Below are 25,823 nucleotides of genomic sequence, written 5' to 3'. Positions count from 1 at the left end.
AATCAGAGAACGAAACCACGTCTCGACTGTGCCCGCGAAACGAAGCACCCCCCTCACGCGAGCGCTCGCCACGACGAAGAAAACTGTTGTCAGGCGGCGGCGACGTTACATCGAGATCGACTACGCGGTGCGACGGCCAGCCGGTCGAACTTCACGATCAGGCATGCGGACGTGCCCTATCGGCCGAACGGACGCGGGTACAGCACGATCCCGATCGAAATCGATTTCGATCGGGTCAGCGGCGGCGCCGGCGTTCCCGCAGCTCGACGACCTCGGCGGACATCGGCCCCGCGGGGTGATCGCACCGCCCCCGGCCACCGGTTCGACCTGGTCGAAGATCGTTTGTCGGACAACGCTTTTCGGACACCCCACTCCGAAAGACCTCCACCGTCGTCGACCTCCTCATCCGCACCTCAAACCCTCCGTTCGGCCCAATCTCGCTTGCTCTCCCACAATGCAATCGACGAAGGCGTCTGCAGGGTCGAATGCACATGCGCCGAACGGAGCGGCGCCCGACTTCCGATTCACGCCGATCAATTGGGACAACGCGTCGCAGAGTCGTTAACAATCCACTCAGGACTTTAACCGAAAGATAAGATGATCCACAAAGGACAATCACTCGTCGCACCGTGACATATTGATTGCGAATCTTCGCCTGCAGGCCCCCGTGCAGCAGGAACGCCGCTGCGGTAGATCGTTCTCGGGCACGTCTGTGATCCGGTTTCCGACGAGGGCGTGTGCCGGACCCGCCGCGGAAGGGCAGGATGGGTGCATGACCACCACCGAGCCGAAGCCCTCCGGCCTGGACCTCCAGTGGGTCGACCCGGACGTCCGGCCCCAGGACGACCTGTTCGCGCACGTCAACGGCCGGTGGCTGCGCACCCACGAGATCCCCGAGGACCGGTCCCAGGACGGGGCGTTCCGGGTGCTGCGCGACCGCGCCGAGGAGCAGGTCCGCGCGATCGTCGAGGAGTGCGCGGCCGGTGACGCCGCCCCCGGAACCGACGCGCAGCGCGTCGGGGACCTGTACTCGTCCTTCATGGACACCGCACGCGTCGAGGAGCTGGGCACGGCGCCGCTGCGCCCGCTGCTCGACGACGTGTACGCCGCCGCGGACAAGGCCGCGCTGGCCGCAGTGCTCGGCCGCCGCCAGCGGGAGGGCCGCGCGTCGCTGTTCGGCGACTTCGTCGCCACCGACGCCAAGGACTCCACCCGCTACCTGGTCAACCTCAACCAGTCCGGTCTCGGCCTGCCCGACGAGTCCTACTACCGCGACGACGACTCGGCGGACATCCGCACGGCGTACGTCGCGCACCTGGAACGGCTCGCCGAGCTCGCCGGCCTGGCCGACCCGCCGCGCGTCGCGCAGCAGGTCATGGATCTGGAGACGGCGCTGGCCGCCGAGTCGTGGGACCGGGTGACGAACCGGGACGCGGAGAAGACCTACACGCTGATGACCGGCGCCGAGCTGCGTGCGCACGCATCCGGCTTCGACTGGGACGCATGGCTGGACGCGCTCGCCGTCCCCGCGGGCTCCTACGACGAGGTGGTCGTCCGCCAGCCGAGCTTCGTGGCCGCCGCGGGACGGCTGTGGGCCGAGCGCCCGCTCGAGCAGTGGCAGGCGTGGCTGGCGATCCGCACCACGTCGGCCTGCGCGGACCACCTGTCGAGCGACCTCGTCGAGGAGGACTTCGCGTTCTACGGCCGCACGCTGTCCGGCACGCCCGCCCTGCGCGAGCGCTGGAAGCGGGGCGTGTCCCTGGTCGAGGGCTCGCTGGGCGAGGCGGTCGGCGCGCTGTACGTCGAGCGGCACTTCCCGGCGGCGGCGAAGGAGCGGATGGTCGAGCTCGTCGCGAACCTCGTCGAGGCGTACCGGCAGTCGATCACCACGCTGGACTGGATGAGCCCGGCCACCCGCGAGCGGGCGCTGGAGAAGCTCGGCAAGTTCACGCCGAAGATCGGCTACCCGGAGAAGTGGAAGGACTACTCGGAGCTGACCATCGACCCGGCTGACCTGCTCGGCAACGTCGCGCGCGCCGGGATCTGGCGCAACGACTTCGAGTACGCCAAGCTCGGCGGCCCTGTCGACCACGACGAGTGGCTGATGACCCCGCAGACGGTCAACGCCTACTACCACCCGCGGATGAACGAGATCGTGTTCCCGGCCGCGATCCTGCAGCCGCCGTTCTTCGACGCCGACGCCGACGACGCGGCCAACTACGGCGGCATCGGCGCCGTGATCGGGCACGAGATCGGCCACGGCTTCGACGACCAGGGCTCGCGCTACGACGGCGACGGCAACCTGACCGACTGGTGGGAGGCCGCGGACCGCACCGAGTTCGAGAAGCGCGCCCAGACCCTGATCGAGCAGTACAACGGGCTGTCGCCGATCGGCCTGCCCGACCACAAGGTCAACGGCGCGCTCACCGTCGGCGAGAACATCGGCGACCTCGGCGGCCTGACGATCGCGCTGAAGGCCTACCGGATCGCCTGCGGGGACGCCGAGCCGCCGGTCATCGACGGCCTGACCGGGCTGCAGCGCGTGCTGTTCGGCTGGGCGCAGGTGTGGCGCGCGGTGACCCGGGACGCGGAGGCGATCCGTCGGCTGACGACCGACCCGCACTCGCCGCCGGACCTGCGCTGCAACGCCGTCGTCACGAACCTGGACACGTTCCACGAGGTGTTCGACGTGACCGAGACCGATGCCCTGTTCACCGAGCCGGGCAGGCGGGTGCGCATCTGGTGAGAGGTCGTCAGAGCCTGCGGACGCGGATCACGCCCCACAGGCCCTCGGCCAGCGCCCACCGCAGCGCACCGCTGCGGTAGGCGTAGTCGCCGGGCCCGCCCGCGGTGAACGCGATGGAGCGCACGGCACCGGCCGCGAGCCCCCCGGTGGTCCCGACGCGCGGGGCGTCCGGGTGCTCGTCGCACGGCCAGTCGTGGCCGTGCACGGTGAACGAGTGGGCGCCAGCGCGGTCGGTGGCGGCCACGACGTGCACGCGCAGGCGGTCCCCCGGCGCGCAGGCCAGCACCGGTGTGGGCGGGTTCGGGTCGGCCAGCGACGGCCGGTCCGGCACCAGGGCCGCGCTGCGATGGTTGAACGCGGCGCTCCCGGACACGGCCGTCTCCGGGAGCGGCCGGTCCGGGCCGCCCGCGCGATGCAGGCGCAACCCGTCGGAGAGCAGCAGCACCAGCTCGCGCTCCGTCGTCCCGTCGGTGCGCCGCAGCAGCGCCTGCTCACCGACCCACCCGCTCCCGTGCCCGGACGGGTGCACGGGCGTCACGTCCGGCGGCTCCACGACCAGCACCCCGACCAGGCCCCGGTGCCGGTGGGTGCGGACGTCCGCGCGGTCGGACAGCAGGACCGGACCCGGCGCGTCGGCGAACCAGCGGTAGGTGACCGAGTGGCCGGGCTTGACCGTGGAGTCCGGGTTCGTGCCGGCCGCCGTGCCGTCGGACCCGCGGACGTCGTGGCGCAGGCCCACGGCGTGCAGGGACACCCGGTCCGACACGACCCGCTCGCCGGGGTCCTGCTCACCGGACAGGAGCGGGTCGGCGGAGGCGGCGGACGGCGGGCCGGACAGCTCGTTCGTGAGCGTGACCTCGACCCATTCGCCCGCGTGGGCGCGGAGGACGAGCGCACCGGGTCCGTCGGCACCGTCGGCACCGTCGGCGCTGTCCACGGTGTACACGAGCGCGAGCGGATCGGACCGTCCCCTGCCGTGGTCGCGAGCCGCGGCGCGGACGGTGACGCGGTACCGGCGGACCGGACCGCGCTGCGGATCCGGGGGGACCGGGAACGCGCCGGGAAGCGTCGGCAGGTCGGACATCGGCCGGTCGTGCACGCGCAGCAGTCCCCACGCGCCCGGCCAGGCGTCCTCGCCTGCGGAGAGCGACCAGAGGTGGTCCCCCGGCCCGCCCAGGTCGTCGACGTGCAGGTCGGCGGCCTGTCCCGGGCCGAGCGTCCACTGTGAACACGGCGGCGACGACGGGTCGCCCGGCCGCGACGGCCAGCGCAGACCGTGCGCGACGACGCCGTGCCGCCCGGTCCCGGCGCCCTGGTAGAGCCGGATCCGCACCCGCTCCCCCGGGTACGCCCGCGGGAGCGGGGTGCCGGGGTCGCCGTGCTCGCGGCTGGAGAACCGGTCGGCCGGGTCGCCGGGCCGCTCGTCCAGCGGCTCGCACCGGTACCCGACGGTGGCGCGGCCGGGCGCGTGCGGTTCCGGCGCGGCGCCGTGCGGGTGGCGGCGCAGCGGCACCCCGTCGGCGACGGCGAGCACCTGCTCACGGAACGACGAGCCGTCCGGCAGCGTCACGACGGCCGCCTCGGCCGACGTGACCTCTCGGTCCGGGTCGTGCGGATCGGTCCACCGCGCCCCCGCGGGCTCGACGACCAGGCTGCCGAACAGCCGTCGTTCCGGCAGCGCGTCGGTGAACACGGCCGTCCCGAGCTCACCGTCGCAGTACCAGCGGACGGTGCGGGTCCGGCCCGCTGCCACGCCGGACGCGTAGTTCCAGCCGACGGCGGCACCGTCGGCGACCAGCGGGTCGTGGCCGAGGAGGTGCACGTGGGCGCCGACGTCAGGGCCCTCCGGCAGCGCGTTCGTCAGCGCCAGCTCGACGACCTCGCCGGCCGCGGCGCGGATCGCCACCGGGTGCACGTCGCGCTCACCGGACGCGAGCTGCGCGCGGAACGCGTCGACGCCGCCCGCCCGCGCGACGTCGTCGGCCGGCACGTAGAGGACGCCGGAGTCGTCGCGGTGGTCGGCGCGTTCCCCGCGGTGATGGTGCAGGACGCCCTGCAGCGCGAGCAGGTGGTAACGGCGGACCGGCACGTCCACGGGCCCGACCCGGGTGAACGCCTCGCCCGGCCGCGGGTCCGCACAGAACGCGGCACGCTCCAGTTCGGACGGTTCCCGGTCACCGTCGGAGGGCGTCGACGGGGTCCGGGGTGGACGCGGCGGGGGTCCGGGGTGGACACCGGCGACGAACGTCGGGAAGCCGGGGCGCTCCGGCGTCGGCTCCGGCGGCGGTCGGTGGCCGGGCAGCGGGCGCAGCGCCGGGATCGGTGTGCCGTCCGGATGGTGTCCGTTGCCGTCCAGGGCGACGTCGAACACCCGCAGGACGCCCCAGACGTCGGTGCCGGGGAACTCCCACATCGCGTCCCCGGCCGCGCCGTGCACCGAGCCCGCGCCGCCGACCGGCTCGATCGTGAGCGCCTCCTGCGGCCCGAGCCCGACGGCGTCGACGGCAGGCGCCCCTGCCGACGTCCGCCACCGGTGGCCGTGCAGGTGGAACACGCGGCTGTCCCGCAGGCCCGCGTGCACGAGGCGGATCAGCGTCCGGTCGCCCGCGTAGGCGCGCAGCACCGGCGTCGCCGGGTCGCCGTGCGTCCAGGAGCTGTACCGCCGGTCGTCCGCAGGGCGCCGCGACACCGGCTCGCACCGGTATCCGGAGAGCGCGACCGGCGGCCCGTCGTCGTTCGCTGCGGCGTCCTGCAGGAACGTCACGAACTCGCGGAACGCCGTGCCGCCGGGGACGTGCACGTCGGCGGACAGACCGTCCGGCAGCGGTGCACCCGTCTCCGGGTCGGTCCAGGTGGCGCCCTCCGGTTCGACGACGAGCGCGCCGAACAGACCGTGCGCCTGCGAGCCGTTCTCGCATCCGCGCAGGTCGGCGAGGTCGCCGAAGAAGAACACGCCCTCGTTCGGGCAGTCCCAGACGTAGCGGCGGCGCCCACCCGGCTCCGCGGCGGAGTCCGGGTTGCAGCCGACCACGCCACCGTCCGCGCGTTCGACGTCGTAGCGCACGCCCTGCGGGTGGATCCCGGCACGGTGCCCGGTGTCGTTGCGGAACTGGACGACGACGCGCTCGCCGACACGGGCCCGCAGCACGAGCGGGCGCACGAGCGGGTCCGGGCGGTCACCGGTGACGGCACGCAGCGCGACCGCGTGCTCGGCGAGCGCGAAGACGGACCCGTCGGTGGTGCGGTCGCCGTGGGCGTTGTAGGCGATCGGGACGGTGAGGGCGACGACGTCGTAGGTCCGTGGCTCGGTCATGGCTCGTTCCTCGTCAGTGCGGGCCGTCGCCGTCGCGGGCGTCCGCGGCCACGCTTGTGGGCGAGTACCACCCCGTCGGCGACGATGTCGCCTCCCCAGACACCCCACGGCTCGCGACGGGCGAGCGCGCCGGCCAGGCACGCGGCCCGGACGGGGCATCCACGGCAGAGCTCCTTCGCTCGCTCCAGGAGCACGGACGACTCGGCGAACCACAGGTCGGGATCGTGGGTGCGGCACGGAAGGGAGAGGGGCTCGTCAGGATCGGGCCCGGTCACGTCACGGCGACGGGCTCACCGCCGCGCTACGGAACGCCCGCGCGATGGGCGCGGCGGACCCCTCGTCCGCCGCGCCATCCGCGGTTCGAGCGCCCGGGAGCCCTGCGGTGACCGGCCCCCGACGGGCGACCGCCCCCCTTGTGATCGCCCTGGCGCGGTCCGCCGCGGGGCTCCCGGACGTGCACCCGGGCGGATCGCCCCGCCCGGGACGGCAGCACGCGCGGGTACCCACCGGTGCGGTCCGGGGTACTCGCCTCTGCCATGTCACCGAGGCTGCCGGATCCCGCTACGAATCCGCTTTCATGCCGCTGCGGCGATCACTCCGGGTCCGGGTCGCCCGTCAGTTTCTCCGCCTCGGCCCGCATGGCCTCCGCGGACTCCTCGTCGCCGAGATCGGTGTGCACGCCGACGAGCAGCGCCAGCGTCGACGCCTGCTCCACCGGCAGCTCCAGCTCGCGCCACCGTCGCAGGGCCGACGTCAGCGAGTCCAGCGCGTCCGACGGGCGTCCCAGCGCCTGCTGGGCCTCACCGAGCCCGCAGAGGCTGAACGCCTCTCCGAAACGGTCCCGGTGCGCCCGGCGCACGACGACGGTCTGCTCGAACAGCTCGCAGGCCTCCGCCGGCGTGCCCTGGCGGAGGCGGACGAACGCCAGACGCTCCCGGAACGCGGCGACGTCGACCGGCATCGCGTCGTCCCCGAGCACCCGGACGGCCTCCAGCTGGTACTCGGCGGCCCGGTCCAGGTCGCCGCGGTCGCGGTGCAGCGTGCCGAGCCGGGACAGTGTCCACGCGAGCGTGCGGGGATCACCGACCTCGCGCAGCTCGACGAGCGCGGCCTCCAGACGCTCGCGCGCCGCGTCGAGGTCACCCCCGGCGGTCAGCGCGGCCCCCAGCCCGGAGCCGCAGAGCGCGGCGCCGAACCGGGATCCCGCCTTCCGGAAGCAGTCGATCGCCTGCTCGAACTGCGAGCGCGCGTCGTCGACCCGGTGGCGCATCAGCGACAGCTCGGCGAGCGCACGCAGGGCCATCGCCTGCCGGAACGGGTCGCCGACCCGCCGCGCGGCCGTCAGGGAGTGCTCGGCGATGTGCCGCCAGTCGTCGAAACGGCCACGGACCACGAAGAACGGACCGAGGCGGCCGCCGAGCGCCATGACCAGCTGGTACCGCTCCTGCGCGAGGGCCTGGTCCAGGACCGCCAGCAGCGCGGGCCACTCGGTCTCGTACCAGCCCAGCGGATCGGTGGCCATCCTGTCGAACGCGCCGTCCTCGGCGCGCCACCCGTCCGCCGGGAGATGGACGATCCCGAACGACGCGCTCTGCGTCAGCGCGGACGCCTTCTCGGCCCCGTGGCACCACCCGTCGAACGCGCGGGCCAGTGCGGCAGACGCCTCCTCCGGCGTCTCGTCGCGACGGGCCAGCTCGCGGGCGTAGAGCCGCAGCAGGTCGTGGAAGCGGAAGCGGACCGTGCCGCCGGGCCCGCGCGCGCCGTCCAGCAGGCGGGCGCGGACGAGCGCGTCGACGAGCTGCCCGGCGCGGGCCTGGGAGACGTCGGCGAGCGCGGCAACCGTCCACGGCGCGAAGTCAGGGGCCTCGAGCAGGCCGAGCCTGCGGAACGCCTGCTGCTCCTGTTCGGACAGGCCGTGGTAGCTCAGGGCAAGGGTCGCGCGCACCTCGAGGTCGCCGATGGTCAGCTGGTCGAGCCTGTGCCGCTCGTCGGCGAGCAGACCGACCAGGTGCGCCGCGCTCCAGAACGGGTTGGCCGCGAGCTTCGCGCCGGCGATCCGCACGGCGAGCGGGAGGTACCCGCACAGGCGCACGATCTCCTCGCCCGCCTGCCGCTCGTCGGCCAGCCTGCCCGGTCCGGCGGCCTTCTCCAGCAGCTGGAACGCCGCGTCCGGCTCCAGGATCTCCAGGTCGACGAGCCGGGCCCCCTCGAGCCCCGCGAGCCGCCACCGGCTGGTGACCAGCACGGCGCATCCCGGCTCACCGGGCAGCAGCGGCCGGACCTGGGCCTCGTCGGCCGCGTTGTCGAGCACGACGAGCACCCGGCGCCCGGCGAGCCGGCTGCGGTAGAGCTCGCCGCGTTCCTCGACGGTCTCCGGGACCCGCGCCGGAGCGACGCCGAGAGCGCGCAGGAAGCGGGCGAGGACCTCCGACGGGTCGGCGGGCCGGTCCTGGGCGCCGTGCAGGTTGACGTGCAGCTGGCCGTCCAGGAACGCACTCCGCATGCGGTGCGCGGCGTGCACGGCCAGCGACGTCTTGCCGATGCCCGCCCGGCCGGCGATGAGCGCGACGGCGACGGCCGTCGGTGGCTCGTCCGGGTCGTCGTCGCGCCTGCCGAGTGCGCCGCACACCTCGACGACCTGCTCCGCGCGGCCGGTGAAGTCGAGGATGTCCGGTGGCAGCTGGGCGGGCAGCGGCACGCCCGGCGCGTCCGGCGCCGCCGACGGGGGCGGTTCCAGCGTCGGGTCCGAGACGAGGATCGCCTTCTCCAGCCGCTGCAGCTCCGGTCCGGGGTCGAGCCCGAGCTCCTCGGCGAGGATCGTCCGGGCCTCGCGGTACACGGTCAGCGCCTCGGCGGCACGCCCGGCGCGGTACAGCGCGAGCATCAACTGCCCCCGCGGACCCTCACGGAAGGGATGGGCGGCGACGACGTCGCGCAGCTCGGTCACCAGCTCCTCGTCGCGACCGAGCCGGAGATCCGCCTCGATCCGGCCCTCGAACGCGGTGAGCCTGCGCTCCTCGAGGCGGTCCCGCGCCGGCTCCAGCGTGCCGGCCACCCCGCCGAGCGCCGGCCCGTGCCAGAGTTCCTGCGCCTCCCGGTACGCGGCGGTGGCATCCTCGGAACGTCCCGCGGCGAGCGCCTGCGCCGCCTCGGCCGTCCGCTGCTCGAACACCGTGAGATCCAGCTCGCCCGGCCGGACGTCGAGCCGGTAGCCGGCGGGCTCGGTCACGATGACCTGGCGGCCCGGGTCGGCCATGACGAACTGTTTGCGCAGCGCAGAGACGTATCCCTGGATCTGCGTGCTCGCCGTCGCGGGCGGGTCGTCCTCCCAGATCAGCTCGGCCAGCCGCGCCGGTCCGACGACGTGGCCCGCGTCGAGCGCCAGCACGGCGAGCAGCGTCCGCGGCTTCTGCCCGCCGAGCTTCAGCGAGCGGTCGCCGTCGCGCACCTCGACCGGCCCCAGCAGCCGAAACTCCATCGGGTCCCCATCGGAGGAGGGACTACGGACCGTCAGCGAGCGCGGGACAGGAACTCCACGAGGTGGCCGAACACGTCCCGCGCTGCGTTGCGGCCCATGAACACGTCCTGATGACCGTACCCCTCGAACACACGGAGTTCGTGACCCCGCACGCCCATATCGCACAGACGATCGTGACAGACCACGTTGGAATCCGTGAACACGCGATTGTGTGATCCCGTCACCAGGAGAATGTCCGTTTCCAGCTGCGACGCGGCTGCCAGATAGTCGTCCGGCAACGCAGCGTGTTCGCTCCGGTGCGGACGGAAACGGACAGCCCGCCCGGCCCGCACCATCTGGTGCATGTGCCGGTAGTAGTGCAGGCCGCTCGGTCCGAACAGGTCGGCGGCGCGCGCGTGGGTCCGATCGTCCAGGTTGGCGTGCTCGTAGAGCGCGGGCCACCCGGTGCCCCACATCATGCTGAGCAGGTGGCAGGCGGACACGTCGCACTCCCGGTGCGCGGCCGAGACCGCCCTGGCGACGACACGGCCCTTCCACGACGTCGTCCGCTCGCTCCACGACGGGTCCAGCACGTCGATCCCGACGGCGCCGAACAGCGCGGGCCCGAGCGCCAGCTTGACCGACGACCACCACGGCACCCGCGGGGTGAGCGCCACGCTGTTCAGCACGACGCTCGCGATCGGACCCGGCAGGAGCCCGGCGGTCATGCTCATCGAGAACGTCAGCGCACCCATGCAGTGCGCGACGACGTGCAGCGGCCGCCCGCCGGTCTCGCGCCGCACGTACGCGACGGCTGCCGGGTGGTCGTAGTGCGCGCCCTCGTCGAACGTCGTGCGGTGCGGCCGGCTGTTGTAGGGGTGCCGCATGCTCATCCGGCCGTCCAGGCACCACACGTCGAAGCCCTCGTCGAGCAGGTGCGTCACCAGGTTGCGGTGCTCCGGCATGACGAACATGTCGGTCGAGGTCGTGAGGCCGGGTATCAGCAGCACCGCGTCGCCCGACGTCTCCCGGGTGAACCGCATCAGGCTCAGCTCGAGCCCGTCGTCTGCGGTGAACGGGTGAGCGCTGACCGCGGCGTCGGACACCCCGTCGAGCGTGAACCGCGCGATGGGGGGCTGGGCGCGCATCGTGCCTCCTCACCGGCCGATCCTGGAATGGATCAGCGTGCGCGATCTCGCTACGACGGCTCTACGGGTGCGCTACCGGGCCGGTAGCCGACCCGTAGGGCCACCCGTCACCGTAGGACGTTCCCCGGCGTCGCCGGGCCTCGACGAAGGAGGCGAGCGTGACCACATCCCCCACCGGCGACGAGCACGTCGACGTCGTCGTCATCGGTTCCGGGTTCGGCGGCGCCGTGACCGCCTACCGCCTGGCCGAGGCCGGGCGGGAGGTGGTCGTCCTGGAACGGGGGAAGGCGTACCCGCCGGGATCGTTCCCGCGCTCCCCGCGCGAGATGAGCACCGCGTTCTGGAACCCGGACGACGGCAACTACGGCATGTTCGACGTCTGGAGCTTCGACGGCCTGGAGTCGATCGTCTCCAGTGGCCTCGGCGGCGGGTCACTGATCTACGCCAACGTCATGCTGCGCAAGTCCGAGAAGTCGTTCGTGCGCGAGGACCCGCTGCCCGACGGCGGCTACGAGTCGTGGCCGGTCACGCGCGCGGACCTCGACCCGCACTACGACGCCGTCGAGGCGATGCTCGGTGTCACGCGCTACCCGTACGCCCGCACGCCCAAGACCAGGGCGATGCGGGAGGCCGCGACGGGGCTCGGTCGCCCGTGGACGCGGGCTCCGCTCGCCGTCTCGTTCGCGCCACGGCGCGGCACCGTCCCGGAACCGGGCCTGATCCTGGACGATGCGGAGTACCCGAACCTGCACGGCAGGCCGCGCCGCACCTGCGATCTCGGCGGCAGCTGCGACATCGGGTGCAACGAGGGCGCGAAGAACAGCCTCGACCACACGTACCTGTCCGCGGCCAAGCACCACGGGGCGGATCTGCGGACGCTCTGCGAGGTCACCGGCATCGCCGCCGTCGGAGAGCGCTACGAGGTGCGCTACCGCCGGCACCGTCCGGACGACCCGCAGGCGCCTCCGGACGAACACCGGGTCGTCGCGAACCGGGTGGTGCTCGGCGCGGGGGCGTACGGCACCACCTACCTGCTGCTGCGCAGCAAGGACGGGCTCCCCTGGCTGAGCCCGGCGCTGGGCAGCCGCTTCTCCGGCAACGGCGACCTGCTGGCGTTCCTCATGCCCGGGACGACGGAGCGGATCTTCGACGCCAGCAGCGGCCCGGTGATCACGAGCGTGATGGAGGGTCGCGGCCGGCACGGGCGCGACTTCGTCGTGGAGGACGGCGGGTTCCCCGCGTTCGTGAACTGGATGATCGAGGCCCTTGGACCGGCGCAGACGGCCAGGACGGCCCGGTTCGCGGGCAACTGGCTGGTCCGCCGGTTCACCCGGCACGAGGACCCCCGGATCTCCGACGAGCTGGCCGACCTGGTCGGGGGCGGCTCGGTCTCGGCGGGGTCGTTGCCGCTGCTGGGCATGGGTCGCGACGTGCCGGACGGCGTGATGAGGCTGGACGGCAACCGTCTTGCGGTCGACTGGACGACGGAGACGAGCACGCCGTACTTCGACGGGGTACTGGACGGGATGGGCGACATCGCCCGCGAGCTCGGCACCGAGCTGCGGGAGAACCCGCTCTCGCACCTCCGACGGGTGGTGAGCGTGCACCCTCTCGGCGGCGCGCCGATGGGTCACCACCGCACCACCGGTGTATGCGACGACCACGGCCAGGTCTTCGGCCATCCGCACCTCTACGTCGCCGACGGTGCCGCGATGCCCGGACCGGTCGGGACGAACCCGTCGCTGACGATCGCCGCGTTCGCCGACCGGGTGGCCGACGGGATCCTCTCCGACCTTCCGCCGCAGGTGTCCACACCTCCCGGCAGGCCGGTCCACGGATCCACGCCGCCCACCGGGCTCTCGTTCACCGAGGAGATGCGCGGGCACGTCACGCTCGAGACGGACGAGGGGACGCGCGAGATCGACGTGGCCGTCCATCTCACGATCACCGTCGAGGACGTCCTGACGTTCGTCAGCGAACCGGGACACCGCGCGACCGTGGAGGGCTGGGTCGGGTCCAGGACGCTCGGGTGGTCCCGCACGATCGGAGAGGGGTCGTCGTTCAACCTGTTCGTGCCCGGGGCGGACGCGAGCTCGCGCCGGATGCTGTACCGGCTCCTGTTCACCGACAACGACCAGAACCACCGCACGCTGGTCGGCCACAAGGAGATTCGGGACGACCCGGGACCGGACACCTGGCGGGACACGACGACCCTGTTCACGCGGCTGCTGGACGGGACGTTCCCGGACGCGCTGCCCGTCGAGGACGGCGACGCAGGCGAACCGCTCGTCGGCGAGGGGGTCCTGCGCATCACGTGGGCCGACCTGATGGTCCAGCTGACGACGTTCCGGACGACCGGCCCCGGCGGGTTCGAGGCCCTGTTCCGCTTCGGGCGGTTCTTCTTCGGCCAGCTGTGGGACGTCTACGGGTTCGGTGCCCCGGAGGCCGACCCGCCGGGAGGGGCGAACCCGCCGACCGACTGATCGACGGCGAGCTCGGCGTCGTCCGCCGGCACCGCCTGCGCCCGCTCCGGGTCATGATCGGCGGAAGTGGCACCAGGGCGACACCAGTGGCGCGATCCGACCGGTTCCGCCGATCACCGGGCCCCGGCCACCGTTGCACGACCGGTGAGGTTCGACGGCCGCGGCGCGGGTATCCGGCGTCCATGACGCAGAAGTTCGCGAAGGGCACGAAGGTCGCCTGGAACTGGGGCAACGGCCGGCCGGAGGCCACGGTCGTCGACTCGGCCACCGACCGGATCGAGCGGACGATCAACGGGTCGGAGCAGAGCCGCAACGGGACCGAGGACAACCCGGCCTACGTGCTCGAGCAGTCCGACGGGCAGACCGTGCTCAAGCTGCACAGCGAGCTGGAGAAGGCCTGACGCGTCACGCCGGGACGGGCCGGCGGGTGAACCCGACGACGAGCGCGACCAGGACGGCGACCGGCAGCACCGCGAAGATCAGCGGAAGCTGGTAGCCACCGGGGTTCGACGCCACCCGGAACGCGACGTACGCGGAGATCACCAGCGAGACGACGGCGGCGGCGAGCAGCGGCCGGGGCCGCCCGGTCAGCGCCAGGATCGCGCAGACGCCGGTCGCGACCGCCATCAGAGCGACCGCTCCCGCGACGCCGAGCGCCTCGCTCGTCGACATCGGTTCGGCGTTGTCGGCCGTCAGCCCCATGCCGACCGCGCCGAGCAGGCTGACGCCCGCGTGCAGGAACGCCAGTACCGCCGCCGTCACGACCCACGCCCGCATTGCCGCCTCCGCTCCGTGACGGCTCTCCGGCGCCGATCGCCTGCCGTCCTCGACCACATCGCGATCAGCCTCGCGAACGTGACATCCCGGGCGGATCCGGGGAACTACGCGATCCGGCGCTGGGCCCACGCGACGTCGTGCCACGCGTCGTGCTTCCAGCCGACCGCGCGGTGCGTGCCGACGTCCTCGAAACCCACCGCCCGGTGCAGACCGACGCTGGCGTCGTTGGGCAGTGTCATGCCGGCCACGGCGATCACGAAGCCGCGTCCGGCGAGCACCGCGAACAGCTCGTCGTAGAGCGCCCGCCCGGCGCCGGTCCGCCGCCGTCCGGTGGCCAGGTAGATGCTGACCTCGCACGCGAAACGGTAGGCCGCGCGGGACTTCCACGTCCCGCCGTACGCGTAGCCGACGACGTCGCCACCGTCCTCGGCGACCAGCCAGGCGTGCGCACGGTTGGCCGCGGAGATCCGCTCGGCCATCTCCGGCGCGGTCGGCGGGACGTCCTCGAACGTGATCACGGTGTCGGTGACGTACGGCCGGTAGATCGCGGCGCAGGCCGCGCCGTCCTCCGCGGTGGCGTGTCGGATCAGCACCGCCACTACGTTAGCAGCATTCGCCACTATAGTGGCGCCCATGGAGCTCACCGACGCGCTGGCGCAGGTCGTCGCGGCCCGACGCGCGGAGCTCGGCCTCTCACCGACCGATCTCGCCCGTTCGTCCGGCGTCTCCCGGGCGATGATCGGCAAGATCGAACGTGGTGAGGCCGCGCCGACGGCCGCGTTGCTGGGCCGGCTGTCCGGCGCGCTCGGGATGACGTTGTCCCAGCTCGTGGCACGCGCCGAGCAGCCGGCGGGCCGGGTCCGCCGCGCCGTCGACGCGCCCGTCTGGACCGACCCCGCCACCGGCTACCGCCGCCGCGCGGTGTCCCCGACGACCGGAGGCCCGCTGGAGCTGGTCGAGGTCGACCTCCCGCCCGGCGCGGAGGTCGCGTTCCCGGCCGACACCTACGCGTTCGTGCACCACCAGATCTGGGTGCTGGACGGGCACCTGCGCTTCCGCGAGGGCGAGCAGACGCACGAGCTCGACGCCGGGGACTGCCTCGAACTGGGACCGCCGCAGCCGTGCGCCTACGTCAACCCGGGCACGACGGCCTGCCGGTACCTCGTCGCGCTCACCCGGTCGCGGTGAGGACGACGCCCGATCGTGGAATGGCAGCGGGGACGGGCGCCTTGTGTCGGTAGTGACGACTCATTCCGGACGATCGACATGAGCCGCCCGGACCAGGCCGGCCCGGACCACACCGGCACGGAGCACGGCACCACGGTCACCGCCGCGCCGCGGGACCCGGCGCCGACGGCGGTGCTCGCCATCGTGCTCGGCCTGCTGTTCGGCCTCGCCGGCACCAGCACCTCCGGCGTCACGGTGGCGCTCCCCCAGCTCGCCGACCAGCTCGGCGTGTCCACGGCGGCCGCGACCTGGGTGGTCAGCGCGTACGCCGTCGCGCTCGCGGTGGCGACGCCGCTGCACGGACGGCTCGCCGACATCGTCGGCATCCGGGCGCCGCTGTGCGGGGGCGCGGTGCTGATGGTCGTCGGCGCGCTCGGCGCGGCCGCCGCGCCGAACCTGACCGTGCTGCTCGTCGCGCGCGTCGTGCAGGGCGTCGGCGCGGCGTCCGTGCCGGTGCTCGCGTCCGCCCTGCTCTCCGCCCGCCTCGACGGGCCGCGCCGGGGAGCGGCTCTGGGCCGGCTCGCGGGCACGTCGGCGACGCTGTCCGCGCTCGGTCCGCTGATCGGCGGCGCCCTGGAAGCCGTCGGCGGCTGGCGTGCGGCCGTCGCGCTGCCTGCCGTGGCCCTGCTCGCGGTCCCGTACCTGTGGCGGCGCTCGGCCGTACCGGGGGACGGGGCGCGCCTCGACGTGCCCGGCGCACTGCTGGTGGCCGTGGCCGCGAGCGGGCTGGTCCTCCTGATCCAGTCGCCGTCGACGGGCGTGGTCGCCGCCGTCGTCGGAGCCGTGCTGCTCGCGACGGGCGCACCGGCCGTGGCGGCTTGGGTGCGGGCACGCCCGGAGGGCTTCCTGCCGAGAGCGGTCGTGACGAACGCCGGCGTCGTGCGCAGCGCGCTGTGCGCGTCGGCGATCCCGGCGAGCTGGTTCGCGCTGCTGCTCGGCATCCCGCTCACGCTCGCCGAGCTCGGCTGGTCCCCGCTCACCACCGGTCTGGTGCTCGTCCCCGCGGCCGCGCTCGGCCTGGTCTCGCCGTACATGGCCGCCGCGCTGCTGGGCCGGATCGGGCCCCGGCGCACGATCCTCGCCGCCTGCATCACGACCGCGACCGGGCTCGTCGTCGCCGCAGGTGGCGTCGCGCTCGGCTCGGCGTGGGTCCTCGGTGTGGCGGTGCTGCTCGTGACGGCCGCGTTCGGCACCGGCCAGCCGGCGATGATCGCGGCGGTGGGCGAGGCGGTCGAGCCGGAGCGCAGGGGCGGGGCGATCGGCGTGGCGACGCTGGCGTTCCTGACCGGTGCCGGCATCGGGGCGGCCGTGGTCGGCGGGCTGGCCACGGTGATCGGCATCGCGCAGGCGCTGCTCGTACTGCTGGTGCTGCCGCTGCTCGGGACGGCGCTACTGCTGCTCGGGCGGACTCCGACTCCCGCCTCAGCGCACTGACCGCCCGTCGGCGTCGACGGGCGAACGACCCGACGAACGGTGGCATCATTGTGCCGTGCAGCCGTTGTTCGATTTCCTCGCGCATTACTGGTGGTTGGTCTTCGTTTTCGGAGGAACCATCGGCGGCGCGGTGAAGGCGGTCGGTCGTGCCAACGAGCGCCGCATCGACCGACGTCAGGAGCGGTACCGCCTGAAGCAGCAGACGAAGATCGCGGTGGCGCAGGCGAAAGCCCAGGACCAATCCGACGAGGCGGCACAACGGCGCCAGATCGACAAGACCGTCAGCGAACATCAACAGATCGACGCGCGGTGGTTCGCCTACGAGATCGATCCGATCACGCTGCTCGACTTCCCGCTGATGACCGACATGCGCGAGCCGTTGACCGCCGACTTCCACCGGGCGCGCAGCCGCGCGGAGCTGCTCCGGCCGTCGGATCCGGAGACACTCGTCGGGGACCGCAAGGCGCAGACCGACTACCGCGAGGCGGTGCACGCCTACGTCACCGCGTTCGACATCGCCGAGTCCGAGGCGAGGCGCCGCAGGCGCGGCGGGTTCACGAGCGACGAGCAGGAGCACCTGGCGCGCGCCCAGAGCCTCCTGAAGCTGGCCATGGACAGCGGCGCCACGCCCCAGGAGCGCCAGAACGCCTACAAGAAGGCGCAACGCGAGCTCGTGGGGCTGATCGACCTCCCGGCCCCGATGCAGGCGCAGATCGAACGCCGCATCGCGGGGCAGATCGAGGCCTGACCGCGCTCCGGGTCAGGACGCCACCACACCGGCCGCACGGTAGACCTCGCCCGGCATGTCCCTGCGCAGCTTCCAGGTGATCGCGATCGGCTTCTCGCCGTGGTGGGACACGTACTCGCAGGCCCCCAGGCACAGGAACGGCGCTCCGTCACCCATGTCGTCACCAGGGGTGTCACGCACGAACAGCACGACGTGGCTGCCCTGCGCGCCGTGGTTCAGGTAGCGACGGCCGGTCTCGGACGTCGTCGACGTGGCGTTCTGCGACTCCCAGTGGAACAGGTCCGGTGCGAGCGCGAAGTCGCGGTACATCGTCGTCGGCGAGAAGTCCCGCTCGGTCTTGTGCAGGTTGACCAGCAGCGCGTCGACGCCGGTCTCGGGCGCCCAGGCGACGCCCCCGGCGTGTCCGTAGGCCTTCCGGTGCAGCGACGCCCAGTCCAGGCCGGCGAGGATCTCCTCGCGCCGGTAGTGGGCGTGGCTGCGCAGCGGCAGGTGCTGCAGCCCTTCGCCGAGTGACTGCGGCAGGTGCCGGGCCTGGTCGAGCGTGTACCGGGTGAGCTCACCGATCTCCGCGCAGACGGCCGGGTGGCGACGCAGGTGGTCGAAACCGGCCTGGTAGCCGTCGAACCCGCCGAGATCGGGCCACAGCTGGAAGAACAGCATGCGGGCCAGCCGCTGGTCGCGTTCGGCCAGCTCGGCGTAGGCCGGCCCGACCGGATCGGCGAGCCGCGCGTAGAGGTCGGCCCGTTCCGGGTCGTCGACGTGGGTGAGGTTCTTCAGTCGCCGCAGCAGCGTGGTCTCGTCCGGCCCCTCCGGCGGGACGGCGATCCCCGCCTCCCGTCGCACCGACGTCCAGGACCCCCTGTTCCGGTACACATCGGACAGCTCACTGCCGGACTCGTCGAGGTAGGCACCGAGCGCGGACGTTCCGTGTGAACGAACGTCGGCTACAAGATCCCGGCGGGTCAGCCGTAGCCGGCTCCGGACGTTGTCCAGCACGATCCGTTGCGCGACCGGGTCGAGCACCATCGCCGAGCCGGACGGCAGGAACGGGAAACCCTGCTCGACATCACGTTCCACCCCGCGACGGCTGCTGCCGGTGAGGGCCCGGTAGCGCAGGTCGAACCGGAACTCCCGCCGGTGCTGCCCGATGAAGTCCAGAACCGTGAGCACGGCCTTGCCCTCGGCGCGGCGCAGACCCCGGCCGAGCTGCTGCAGGAACACCGTCGCGCTCTGTGTGGGGCGCAGCAGGAGAACCGTATCGACCTGTGGCACGTCCAGGCCCTCGTTGAAGACGTCGACGGCGAACAGGCAGTTCACCTCGCGCTCACGGAGACGTCGTAACGCGCCGTCGCGGTCCTCGGCCGCCGTCCGGCCGGACACCGCCTCGCTGGGGATGCCGGCGCGCGTGAAGACGGCGGCCATGTACTCGGCGTGCGCGACCGACACGCAGAACCCGAGCGCCCGCATGCGTCCGACGTCGGCGACCTTGTCGCGCGTCTCCCGAATGATCTTCGCGGCCCGCGCGTCGTTGCCGGTGTAGAGGCCGTCCAGCACCGTCGTGTCGTAGCTGCCGCGCTTCCACTCGACGCCGGAGAGATCGACGTCGTCGGAGATCCCGAAGTAGTGGAACGGCACGAGCAGGTCGGCCGACAGCGCATCCCACAGGCGCAGCTCGTACGCGCTGCGCCCACCGAACCGGTCCCGGACGTCGACACCGTCGGTCCGTTCCGGCGTCGCCGTCAGGCCCAGCAGTTCGACCGGCTGCAGATGGTCGAGCAGGCGCCGGTACGTCGCCGCCTCGGCGTGGTGGAACTCGTCGACGACCACGACGTCGAAGTGGTCCGGCGGGATGTTCTCCACCCCGTAGGCAGCCAGCGACTGGACGCTCGCGAACACATGGCTCCAGCGGTGCGGGCGGTCACCTCCGACGTAGGTCTCGCCGAACGCGCCGTCGGCGAGGACGCCGCGGTAGGTCCTCCGGGACTGGTCGAGGATCTCCTTGCGGTGCGCGACGAACAGCAGCCGGGCCCGCGGCAGCGTCTCGGCCAGCCGCCGGTAGTCGAGCGCGGCGACGACCGTCTTGCCCGTACCGGTGGCCGCGACGACGAGGTTGCGGTGCCGGTCGTGCACCTCGCGTTCCGCCGCCAGTGCCTCCAGGATCTGCGCCTGGTGCGGGTAGGGGCGCACCTCCAGGCCGGTGAGTGTCGGTGGCGCGCCGGTCTGCTGGCTGCCCAGTGCCTCGGCCAGACGTTCCGAGTCGGCCGGGATCTCCGGGTCGTAGGACACGAAGTCCGGTGCGGCCCAGTAGGTGTCGAACGTGGTGATGAACTTGCGGATCAGGTCCGGCGTCGCGACAGAGGACAGCCGCACGTTCCATTCCAGGCCGTCGACAAGGGCCGACTTCGACAGGTTCGAGCTGCCGACGAACGCGGTGTCGAACCCTGATTCGCGGCGGAACAACCATGCCTTGGCGTGCAGGCGGGTCGTCGCGGTCGCGTAACTGATCTTCATCCGCGCGCCGTAGCGGCGGACGAGATCGTCGACCGCGCGCTGCTCCGTGGCCCCCATGTAGGTCGTCGTGATGACACGGAAGTCGACGCCGCGGTCGTGCAGCATCGCCAGCTCGGTCTCCAGCAGCCGGATGCCGTGCCAGCGGATGAACGCGCACAACAGATCCACGCGGTCGGCCGAGGTGAGCTCCGATCGCAGGGAGACGTGCAGCGTCGGCTCGCCTGCGGCGTTCGTGAGCAGCGCCGCGTCCGAGAGCGGCGTCAGCGGGCGCTCCAGACGGTGGACGCCCGGAGCGATCTCCCTGGTCAGTGCGACGAGCTGCTGCAGTTCGGCGTGTAGCCGCTCGTCCGCGGCGTTCTCCACGACCTCCACCAGCCGGTTCACCAGCGCGACGCGGTCCGCAGGGTCGGCGTGCGCGGCGAGCGCTCGCCGGACGACGGAGGCGATGTGGCGCGACAGCACCTCGGGCTGGGTCGCGTCGGCGACGCCGTCCCAGCGCGGCCGGAGATCGCCGGCGACGCGGGCGAGCTCGTCGTCGAGGCGTGCCGTGTGCAGGCGTTCGTGGACGCCCGCACGGAGCGGTTCGGTCACGGCGCGGAGCGTAACGATCAGCACCGACACTTCTGGGCGGCGGGCGGCACCGCACGAACGGCCTCAGGCCCTGCTGGACGTGACCTCTACCCTGCCTGCGTGAGCAAGCGACCTCCCCGCTCCCCGCGGCGTGGCTCGACGAGGTCACACGGCTCCCGGCGCCCGTCACACGGTTCCGGCCGGGCGCCCGGTCCCGAGCAGCCCACGCTGCTGACCGAGGTCGCGGTCGCGCTCGACGACGGTGAGCCGCTGTCCCTGCTGGCAATGGTGAGCTCCTTGTTGAGCGCGCTCGACCGCCCGCGGCACCCACTCGACGAGCCCGGGTCTCCCGAGCTCCCGACGCGAGCGGATCTCGTCGAGAGCTTCCTCGACGTGCAGGAGGTCGAGACGTCCGCCCTTCTGGTGGCGGTCGCCGAGCTGACCGGTGACGACCTCCTGCGACGACGGGTCCGCACCGAGATCGAGGGCCGCGGGCACCCGCTCCCCGTGTGGCTGACCGAGCTGCACCGGGCCTCGACCGGCCGTGTCGTCGAGATGCGACACGTGCTCGGCGACGGCGACAACCTCATGATCGAGGTCGCGCTCGTCCCGGACGCGCACCTCACGGTCGTCGTCTACATCGACCACAACATGGGCACGCTGGTCAAGGACGCGTTCGTCCTGCCGGAGCCGCTCGACGCCGTGGTCGGCCACATGCGGGAGCTCGCCGAACACGAGCCCGACACGACGTGGGCCGACGTCGACCCGGCTCTCGCACGGTCGCGGATCGAGGAGGCCGTCGAGCTGGGAGCGATGACCTATCCGCCGCTGGAGACCGAGTCGTGGCCGGCGTGCCGCCCGCTGGTCGACTGGGCGGTGCGCGGGCTGCCCGCCGGTGGTCCGGGCCGGGAGCGGCCCGAGTGGGACGAGACCGCGCTGGCCTCGCTCGCCGACCGCTTCTTCGCGTCACCGTTCGGCGCCGGCCACGACGACGCCGGCACGCAGGATCTGCTGGAGATGCTGCTGTCGTTCGGGACGGAGTCCGGGCCGGGTGATCCGCTGCGTTGGAGTCCGGTGGTCGTCGAGGTCCTGCTGCTGGACTGGATCCCGCGCACGATCGTGGCCGATCCCGGGTTCCTGGCGGGTGCACCCGATCTCGTGCGCCGGTTCGTCCGCTTCTGCCACCGGGAACGCGGTATCCGTTCCGAGCTCACCGAGGAGACCGTCGCGGCCGTCGACCAGTTCGAGCCGGAGTTCCGAGCCGTCGTCGGGCTGCCGTTCGACGACGGCCCGGTCTCAGTCGCCGAGATCGTGCGCACCCGGGCGGTCCGGGCGGTCGGTGAGGGCGCGCTGGACGGGCTCGGCACCGAGCCGCTGCCGGACGAACCGCTCGACCGTTCTTCGATCCCGACGGACGTCCAGGGCGCGGTCGACGAGGTGGCCGGCCTGGTGGACCGGTTCTGTGACGAGCGGCTCGACGTGGAATACCGGACGGCCTGTCGCCGGTTCCTCGGCAGGGTCGCCGTCGGCGATCCGCGGATCTTCCGACGGCGCGCACGTGCCGGGACGACGGCCGCAGCCCTCGTCTGGGTGATCGGGAAGGCGAACGACCTGTTCCACTCACCGGATCTGCAGGTCAAGGACATGACCGCCCACTTCGGTGCCCCTCAGAGTGTCTCGCAGCGGGCCGGAGCCATGCTGGCGGCCGTCGGGGTGGACCCGCACGACCAGTTCGGCGAGATGAACCTGGGTGCGCCCGACCTGCTCGTCTCCCGTCGCCGCCGGGAGATCGTCGAGCTCCGCGACCGGTATCGCGGAACGGAGTGACCGGCTCCGCCCGTCACGCCCACGAGCTGCCGTGCGGCCAGGCGAAGTCGCGCAGCGTCTCCGGCCGGATCTCCGACGAGTACCCGGGTGCGGTGGGCGGCAGATAGAACGACCCGTTCATCCGGACCGGGTCGACGAAGTGCTCGTGCAGGTGGTCGACGTACTCGACCATCCGGTCCTCGGCGCTCCCGGAGACCGCGACGTAGTCGAACATCGACAGGTGCTGCACCAGCTCGCACAGCCCCACCCCACCGGCGTGCGGGCAGACCGGGACGCCCCGCGCGGCAGCGAGGAGCAGCACGGCGACGGCCTCGTTCACGCCGCCGAGCCGGCAGGCGTCGAGCTGGCAGATCCCCATCCCGCCGGAAGTCAGGAACTGCTTGAACATCACCGCGTTGTGGCCGTGCTCCCCGGTCGCGACGTGCGTGGGCGCGATCCGTCGGGCGATGGCCGCGTGCCCCAGCACGTCGTCGGGACTGGTCGGCTCCTCGAACCACCAGACGTCGAACTCCCGGAGCCGTTCCCACCACGCAACGGCCTCGTCGACGCCGAGCGTCTGGTTCGCGTCGATCATCAACCGCCGGCCGGGGCCGATCGTGTCGCGCACGATCCGGCAGCGGCGCACGTCGTCGTCGACGTCCGCACCGACCTTGATCTTGATCGAGTCCCAGCCCGCGTCGACGGCCTCCCGGCAGAGACGGGCGAGCTTCACGTCGTCGTAGCCGAGCCAGCCGGCGCTCGTCGTGTAGGCCGGATACCCGTTGTCCCGCAGCGTCTGCTCACGTTCGGCCCGCCCAGGTTCGGCACGTTCCAGCATCGCGCGGGCGGCATCCGGGGTGAGCGCGTCGCGCAGGTAGCGCCAGTCCACGAGATCGACGATCTGCGCCGGCGCCATGTCCGACAACAGCTTCCACACCGGCTTCCCGGCCCGCTTGCCGGCCAGGTCCCACGCCGCGTTGACGACGGCCGCCGTGCCGAGGTGGATCGCCCCCTTGTGCGGACCGAGCCAGCGCAGCTGCGAGTCGCCGTCGAGGTGGCGGGCGAACGCGCCGAGATCGCCGACGACCTCGTCCACGTCCATCCCGACGGCGCGGGCTCCGACGAGCTCGGCCGCCTGCACCGCCAGCTCGTTGCCGCGCCCGATCGTGAACGTGAACCCGTGCCCGTCCGGGGTGTCGCCCTCGGTGCGCAGGACGACGTAGGCCGCCGAGTAGTCCGGCGCCTCGTTCATCGCGTCCGACCCGTCGAGCTCGCGTGACGTCGGAAAACGCAGGTCGACGGTCTCGACGCCGGTGATCACGGCACCCATGCCACTCCTCGTTACTGGTGTCGATGGCGTTCTCGTGCTCCTGGTCGTGTCCGATCCTGCGTGGAGCGGATCACACGGTCCAGTGAATCCCATCGTGGTGACCACGCCTGCTACTTAGGGTCGGGCATGACCGACATCCCGGTACCGCCCGCCTTGCGGGTCACCTTCGGCAGATGGGTCGAGAACGGTCGTCCGACGCAGGAACCCGTCAGGTGGCGACGGGCCACCTGGGAGAAGCAGTTCTCCGCGAACGTTCTCGTGCACAGGGAGCCGTACATCAGCCGGCCCGATGTCGCGCACTACGCCGGGTCGATCGAGACCGACGACGACGCGGTCCGCGCGTTCATCGCGTCGATGATCTGGGGATACGGAACCGTCGGCTATGGCGCCTACCGGACGAGGAAGATCCTCGAGGAGAACCCGGGGGCGGACGCGCGACTGCTCGAGGTGGCCCGCCTGGCGAGGACCGGCGACTGGGGCGCGGCGTTCACCGCGGCGTCCGACCCGGGGCTCACGTACCTCGGCGTGGCCTTCGGGACGAAGTACCTCTACTTCTGCAGCCTGGCCGCGGGGGTCGACACGGCGATCGCCCCCGTCCTGGACGGCGTCGTGGCGCAGTGGCTCGCCATGAACACCTCGTTCCAGCCGACGACGTCGGGATGGAACCTGGCGGACTACCGACGGTACGTCGAGCTGATGCACGGTTGGGCCGACGAGCTCAGCGGTGCCGCGGACCAGATCCCCGTGCGGGCGGACGACGTCGAACAGCTGATCTTCGACTCGGAGTGGGAGCCGCCGGAGACGCTGCAGTCGCCGAGGGCTGAGATCACCTCCCTGCTCGCGCGCCTGCGCCTGCTCGTCGGCGAGCTCGAGTCCGACTCGACCGAGGAGTGGGAGCCGCACATCGACGAGCTCCGCCGGCTCCTCGACGAGGAGGGTCCGGCCGACGACGCCGGGTGACCGACCGTCAGGCGACATCGACGAGCGCGGGTTGTCGGCGTGGTCGTTGTTGCGGGTCGATCCATCGTGGAGGGACGAACTCCGGTAGTCCGTCGCGGATGCGGACCAGCCAGTCGGCGTGGTGGATCTGTCGGTGATGCATCTTGCACAGCATCACCAGATTCCCGAGCGTGGTCTCGCCACCGTGTTCCCACGGGATGACGTGGTGGATCTCGCACCAGCTCGGCGGCCGGTCACAGCCCGGATGCGCGCAGCCCCGGTCCCGTGCGGTCACCGCCCGCCGCAACCCGTCCGGGATCGTGCGCCGGATCCGCCCGACATCCAGAGGCTGACCGGCACCGTTCATCACGACCGGCACGATCCCCGCGTCGCAGGCCAGCATCCGCAGGGATTCCGGGGTGACGGCGCCGGCGACGTCGAGGACGGCGGCGCGGGCCCGGTCCTGCAGATCCTTGAGGGTGATCAGGACGCTGATCACCGGGCGCCGCCCACCGGTCTCCGGTAACGGGGCGTGCTGCAGTGCGTGGGAGCACACGTCCGCCAGTGCTTCGGCCTGGCGTTCCGCGGGTGAGCGCTGGTCGAGGCCGTCCCGTGGTGCGGCGAGGGCGTCGACGGCGGTGGTGATCGCCTCGAACAGTGCGGCGTCGTCGAACCGGCCGGAGAGCCGACCACCCGAACCGGACCGGTTGGCGGTGATCGTGAGCTCGTTGACCTGAGGTGTCGGGTGGTCGTCGGGTTCCGGGCCGTCCTGGTCGAGCGCCTCGACCAGGCGGGTGGCCCAGGTGCGCAGCTCGTTCGGGGTGTACAGGCACGCGTGCTCGGCGATCGTGCGCTCCGCCCCGGCCAGCCTCGCCGGATCGATCCGACGCGCGGCTCCCGAGTTCAGCACCGCCGCGATCACGTGCACGTGCTCGAGCCCGATCGCGCCCGCAGCGAACCGCTCGGCGGTCGCCGGCAGCGCTTCCGGGAGCTCGGCCCCGTCCAGGCCCGTTCGTGGGTGGACATGCTCTGCGGCGCAGGTGATCCGGCGGGCATCGCCACGGTCACAACCCAGCAGATCCATCACCGCCGCAGTCGGGTTGCGGTACCCGCGCTCGGCGAAGGTGCCCCGCCGGTCCAACCTGGACGCCGCCGCCACACTGATCCGGTCCAGGCGCCGCTGCACGCCACGGCACAGCGGCAGCACCGCAAGCAGATCAGCATCCACCGCGCCCGCACCGGCAGCAGCCTCCAGCGCGTCGACCGCCTCGACGAGCAGACGGTACGCGTCAGCGACCGGACCGGAGGACATGCATTTATTCTACAGGAACATA

General features: G+C 72.5%; 17 protein-coding genes. 8 read left to right on the top strand and 9 right to left on the bottom strand.

All coding sequences use genetic code 11. The features are described from left to right. Positions 1 to 772 precede the first annotated feature (772 nt). Positions 773 to 2,746, top strand: a complete 1,974-nt coding sequence (locus EV378_RS27640; protein ID WP_132430319.1) for a M13 family metallopeptidase — start codon at positions 773 to 775, stop codon at positions 2,744 to 2,746. Positions 2,747 to 2,753: 7 nt separating this feature from the next. Here the strand turns inward: EV378_RS27640 and EV378_RS27635 are convergent, their stop codons facing one another. From EV378_RS27635 to EV378_RS27620, 4 genes are all read right to left on the bottom strand, one after another. Continuing rightward, positions 2,754 to 6,059, bottom strand: coding sequence for a multicopper oxidase domain-containing protein (locus EV378_RS27635; protein WP_132430318.1), 3,306 nt, complete (start codon positions 6,057 to 6,059; stop codon positions 2,754 to 2,756). Beyond that, complete coding sequence (locus tag EV378_RS27630) at positions 6,056 to 6,334, bottom strand: WhiB family transcriptional regulator (RefSeq protein WP_132430317.1); 279 nt, start codon at positions 6,332 to 6,334, stop codon at positions 6,056 to 6,058. Before EV378_RS27630 ends, EV378_RS27635 begins: the two co-directional genes overlap by 4 nt. A 317-nt stretch (positions 6,335 to 6,651) precedes the next feature. Then, entirely contained in the window at positions 6,652 to 9,537 is a 2,886-nt protein-coding gene (locus tag EV378_RS27625; protein WP_132430316.1) for an AfsR/SARP family transcriptional regulator, read from the bottom strand. A gap of 32 nt (positions 9,538 to 9,569) precedes the next feature. Continuing rightward, a complete protein-coding gene (locus EV378_RS27620; protein WP_132430315.1) occupies positions 9,570 to 10,664 on the bottom strand; it encodes an alpha/beta fold hydrolase in 1,095 nt (364 codons plus the stop codon). Between the two features lie 158 nt (positions 10,665 to 10,822). Here EV378_RS27620 and EV378_RS27615 point away from each other — a divergent pair, with 158 nt between their 5' ends. Both EV378_RS27615 and EV378_RS27610 read left to right on the top strand, forming a co-directional pair. Then, complete coding sequence (locus tag EV378_RS27615; RefSeq protein ID WP_132430314.1) at positions 10,823 to 13,147, top strand: FAD-dependent oxidoreductase; 2,325 nt, start codon at positions 10,823 to 10,825, stop codon at positions 13,145 to 13,147. Between the two features lie 182 nt (positions 13,148 to 13,329). Beyond that, entirely contained in the window at positions 13,330 to 13,548 is a 219-nt protein-coding gene (locus EV378_RS27610; protein ID WP_132430313.1) for a hypervirulence associated TUDOR domain-containing protein, read from the top strand. A 4-nt stretch (positions 13,549 to 13,552) separates the two neighbouring features. On the opposite strand, the gene EV378_RS27605 is transcribed toward EV378_RS27610, so the two are convergent. Beyond that, positions 13,553 to 13,924 carry a hypothetical protein gene (locus tag EV378_RS27605; protein ID WP_132430312.1) on the bottom strand — a complete coding sequence of 124 codons (372 nt, stop codon included), beginning with the start codon at positions 13,922 to 13,924 and terminating at the stop codon, positions 13,553 to 13,555. Between the two features lie 104 nt (positions 13,925 to 14,028). Beyond that, on the bottom strand, positions 14,029 to 14,514 hold the full coding sequence (locus EV378_RS27600; protein ID WP_243653964.1) for a GNAT family N-acetyltransferase: 486 nt from the start codon (positions 14,512 to 14,514) through the stop codon (positions 14,029 to 14,031). Positions 14,515 to 14,557: 43 nt separating this feature from the next. On the opposite strand from EV378_RS27600, the gene EV378_RS27595 reads away from it, so the two are divergent. The 3 genes from EV378_RS27595 (at position 14,558) to EV378_RS27585 (ending at position 17,333) form a co-directional block, all read left to right on the top strand. Then, complete coding sequence (locus tag EV378_RS27595) at positions 14,558 to 15,112, top strand: helix-turn-helix domain-containing protein (protein WP_132430310.1); 555 nt, start codon at positions 14,558 to 14,560, stop codon at positions 15,110 to 15,112. A gap of 78 nt (positions 15,113 to 15,190) precedes the next feature. Next, positions 15,191 to 16,585, top strand: a complete 1,395-nt coding sequence (locus EV378_RS27590) for an MFS transporter (RefSeq protein ID WP_132430309.1) — start codon at positions 15,191 to 15,193, stop codon at positions 16,583 to 16,585. Positions 16,586 to 16,640: 55 nt separating this feature from the next. Further along, on the top strand, positions 16,641 to 17,333 hold the full coding sequence (locus tag EV378_RS27585) for a hypothetical protein (RefSeq protein WP_132430308.1): 693 nt from the start codon (positions 16,641 to 16,643) through the stop codon (positions 17,331 to 17,333). A 12-nt stretch (positions 17,334 to 17,345) separates the two neighbouring features. Here EV378_RS27585 and EV378_RS27580 read toward each other — a convergent pair whose 3' ends face one another. Next, positions 17,346 to 20,435 (bottom strand): DEAD/DEAH box helicase, encoded by a 3,090-nt coding sequence (locus tag EV378_RS27580; protein WP_132430307.1) that lies wholly within the window; start codon positions 20,433 to 20,435, stop codon positions 17,346 to 17,348. A 99-nt stretch (positions 20,436 to 20,534) separates the two neighbouring features. On the opposite strand from EV378_RS27580, the gene EV378_RS27575 reads away from it, so the two are divergent. After that, a complete protein-coding gene (locus EV378_RS27575; RefSeq protein WP_132430306.1) occupies positions 20,535 to 22,241 on the top strand; it encodes a DUF6398 domain-containing protein in 1,707 nt (568 codons plus the stop codon). A 13-nt stretch (positions 22,242 to 22,254) separates the two neighbouring features. Here the strand turns inward: EV378_RS27575 and EV378_RS27570 are convergent, their stop codons facing one another. Continuing rightward, positions 22,255 to 23,550, bottom strand: a complete 1,296-nt coding sequence (locus EV378_RS27570; protein ID WP_132430305.1) for an enolase C-terminal domain-like protein — start codon at positions 23,548 to 23,550, stop codon at positions 22,255 to 22,257. Between the two features lie 126 nt (positions 23,551 to 23,676). Between EV378_RS27570 and EV378_RS27565 the strand changes: the two genes are divergently transcribed. After that, positions 23,677 to 24,510, top strand: coding sequence for an 8-oxoguanine DNA glycosylase OGG fold protein (locus tag EV378_RS27565; protein WP_132430304.1), 834 nt, complete (start codon positions 23,677 to 23,679; stop codon positions 24,508 to 24,510). Between the two features lie 7 nt (positions 24,511 to 24,517). Here EV378_RS27565 and EV378_RS27560 read toward each other — a convergent pair whose 3' ends face one another. After that, positions 24,518 to 25,801 carry an HNH endonuclease signature motif containing protein gene (locus EV378_RS27560; RefSeq protein ID WP_132430303.1) on the bottom strand — a complete coding sequence of 428 codons (1,284 nt, stop codon included), beginning with the start codon at positions 25,799 to 25,801 and terminating at the stop codon, positions 24,518 to 24,520. Positions 25,802 to 25,823 lie beyond the last annotated feature (22 nt).

Source organism: Pseudonocardia endophytica, assembly GCF_004339565.1.
Classification (GTDB): domain Bacteria; phylum Actinomycetota; class Actinomycetes; order Mycobacteriales; family Pseudonocardiaceae; genus Pseudonocardia; species Pseudonocardia endophytica.
The sequence above is the reverse complement of the archived record's forward strand: the minus strand, read 5'-3'. Positions and strand labels throughout refer to the sequence as shown.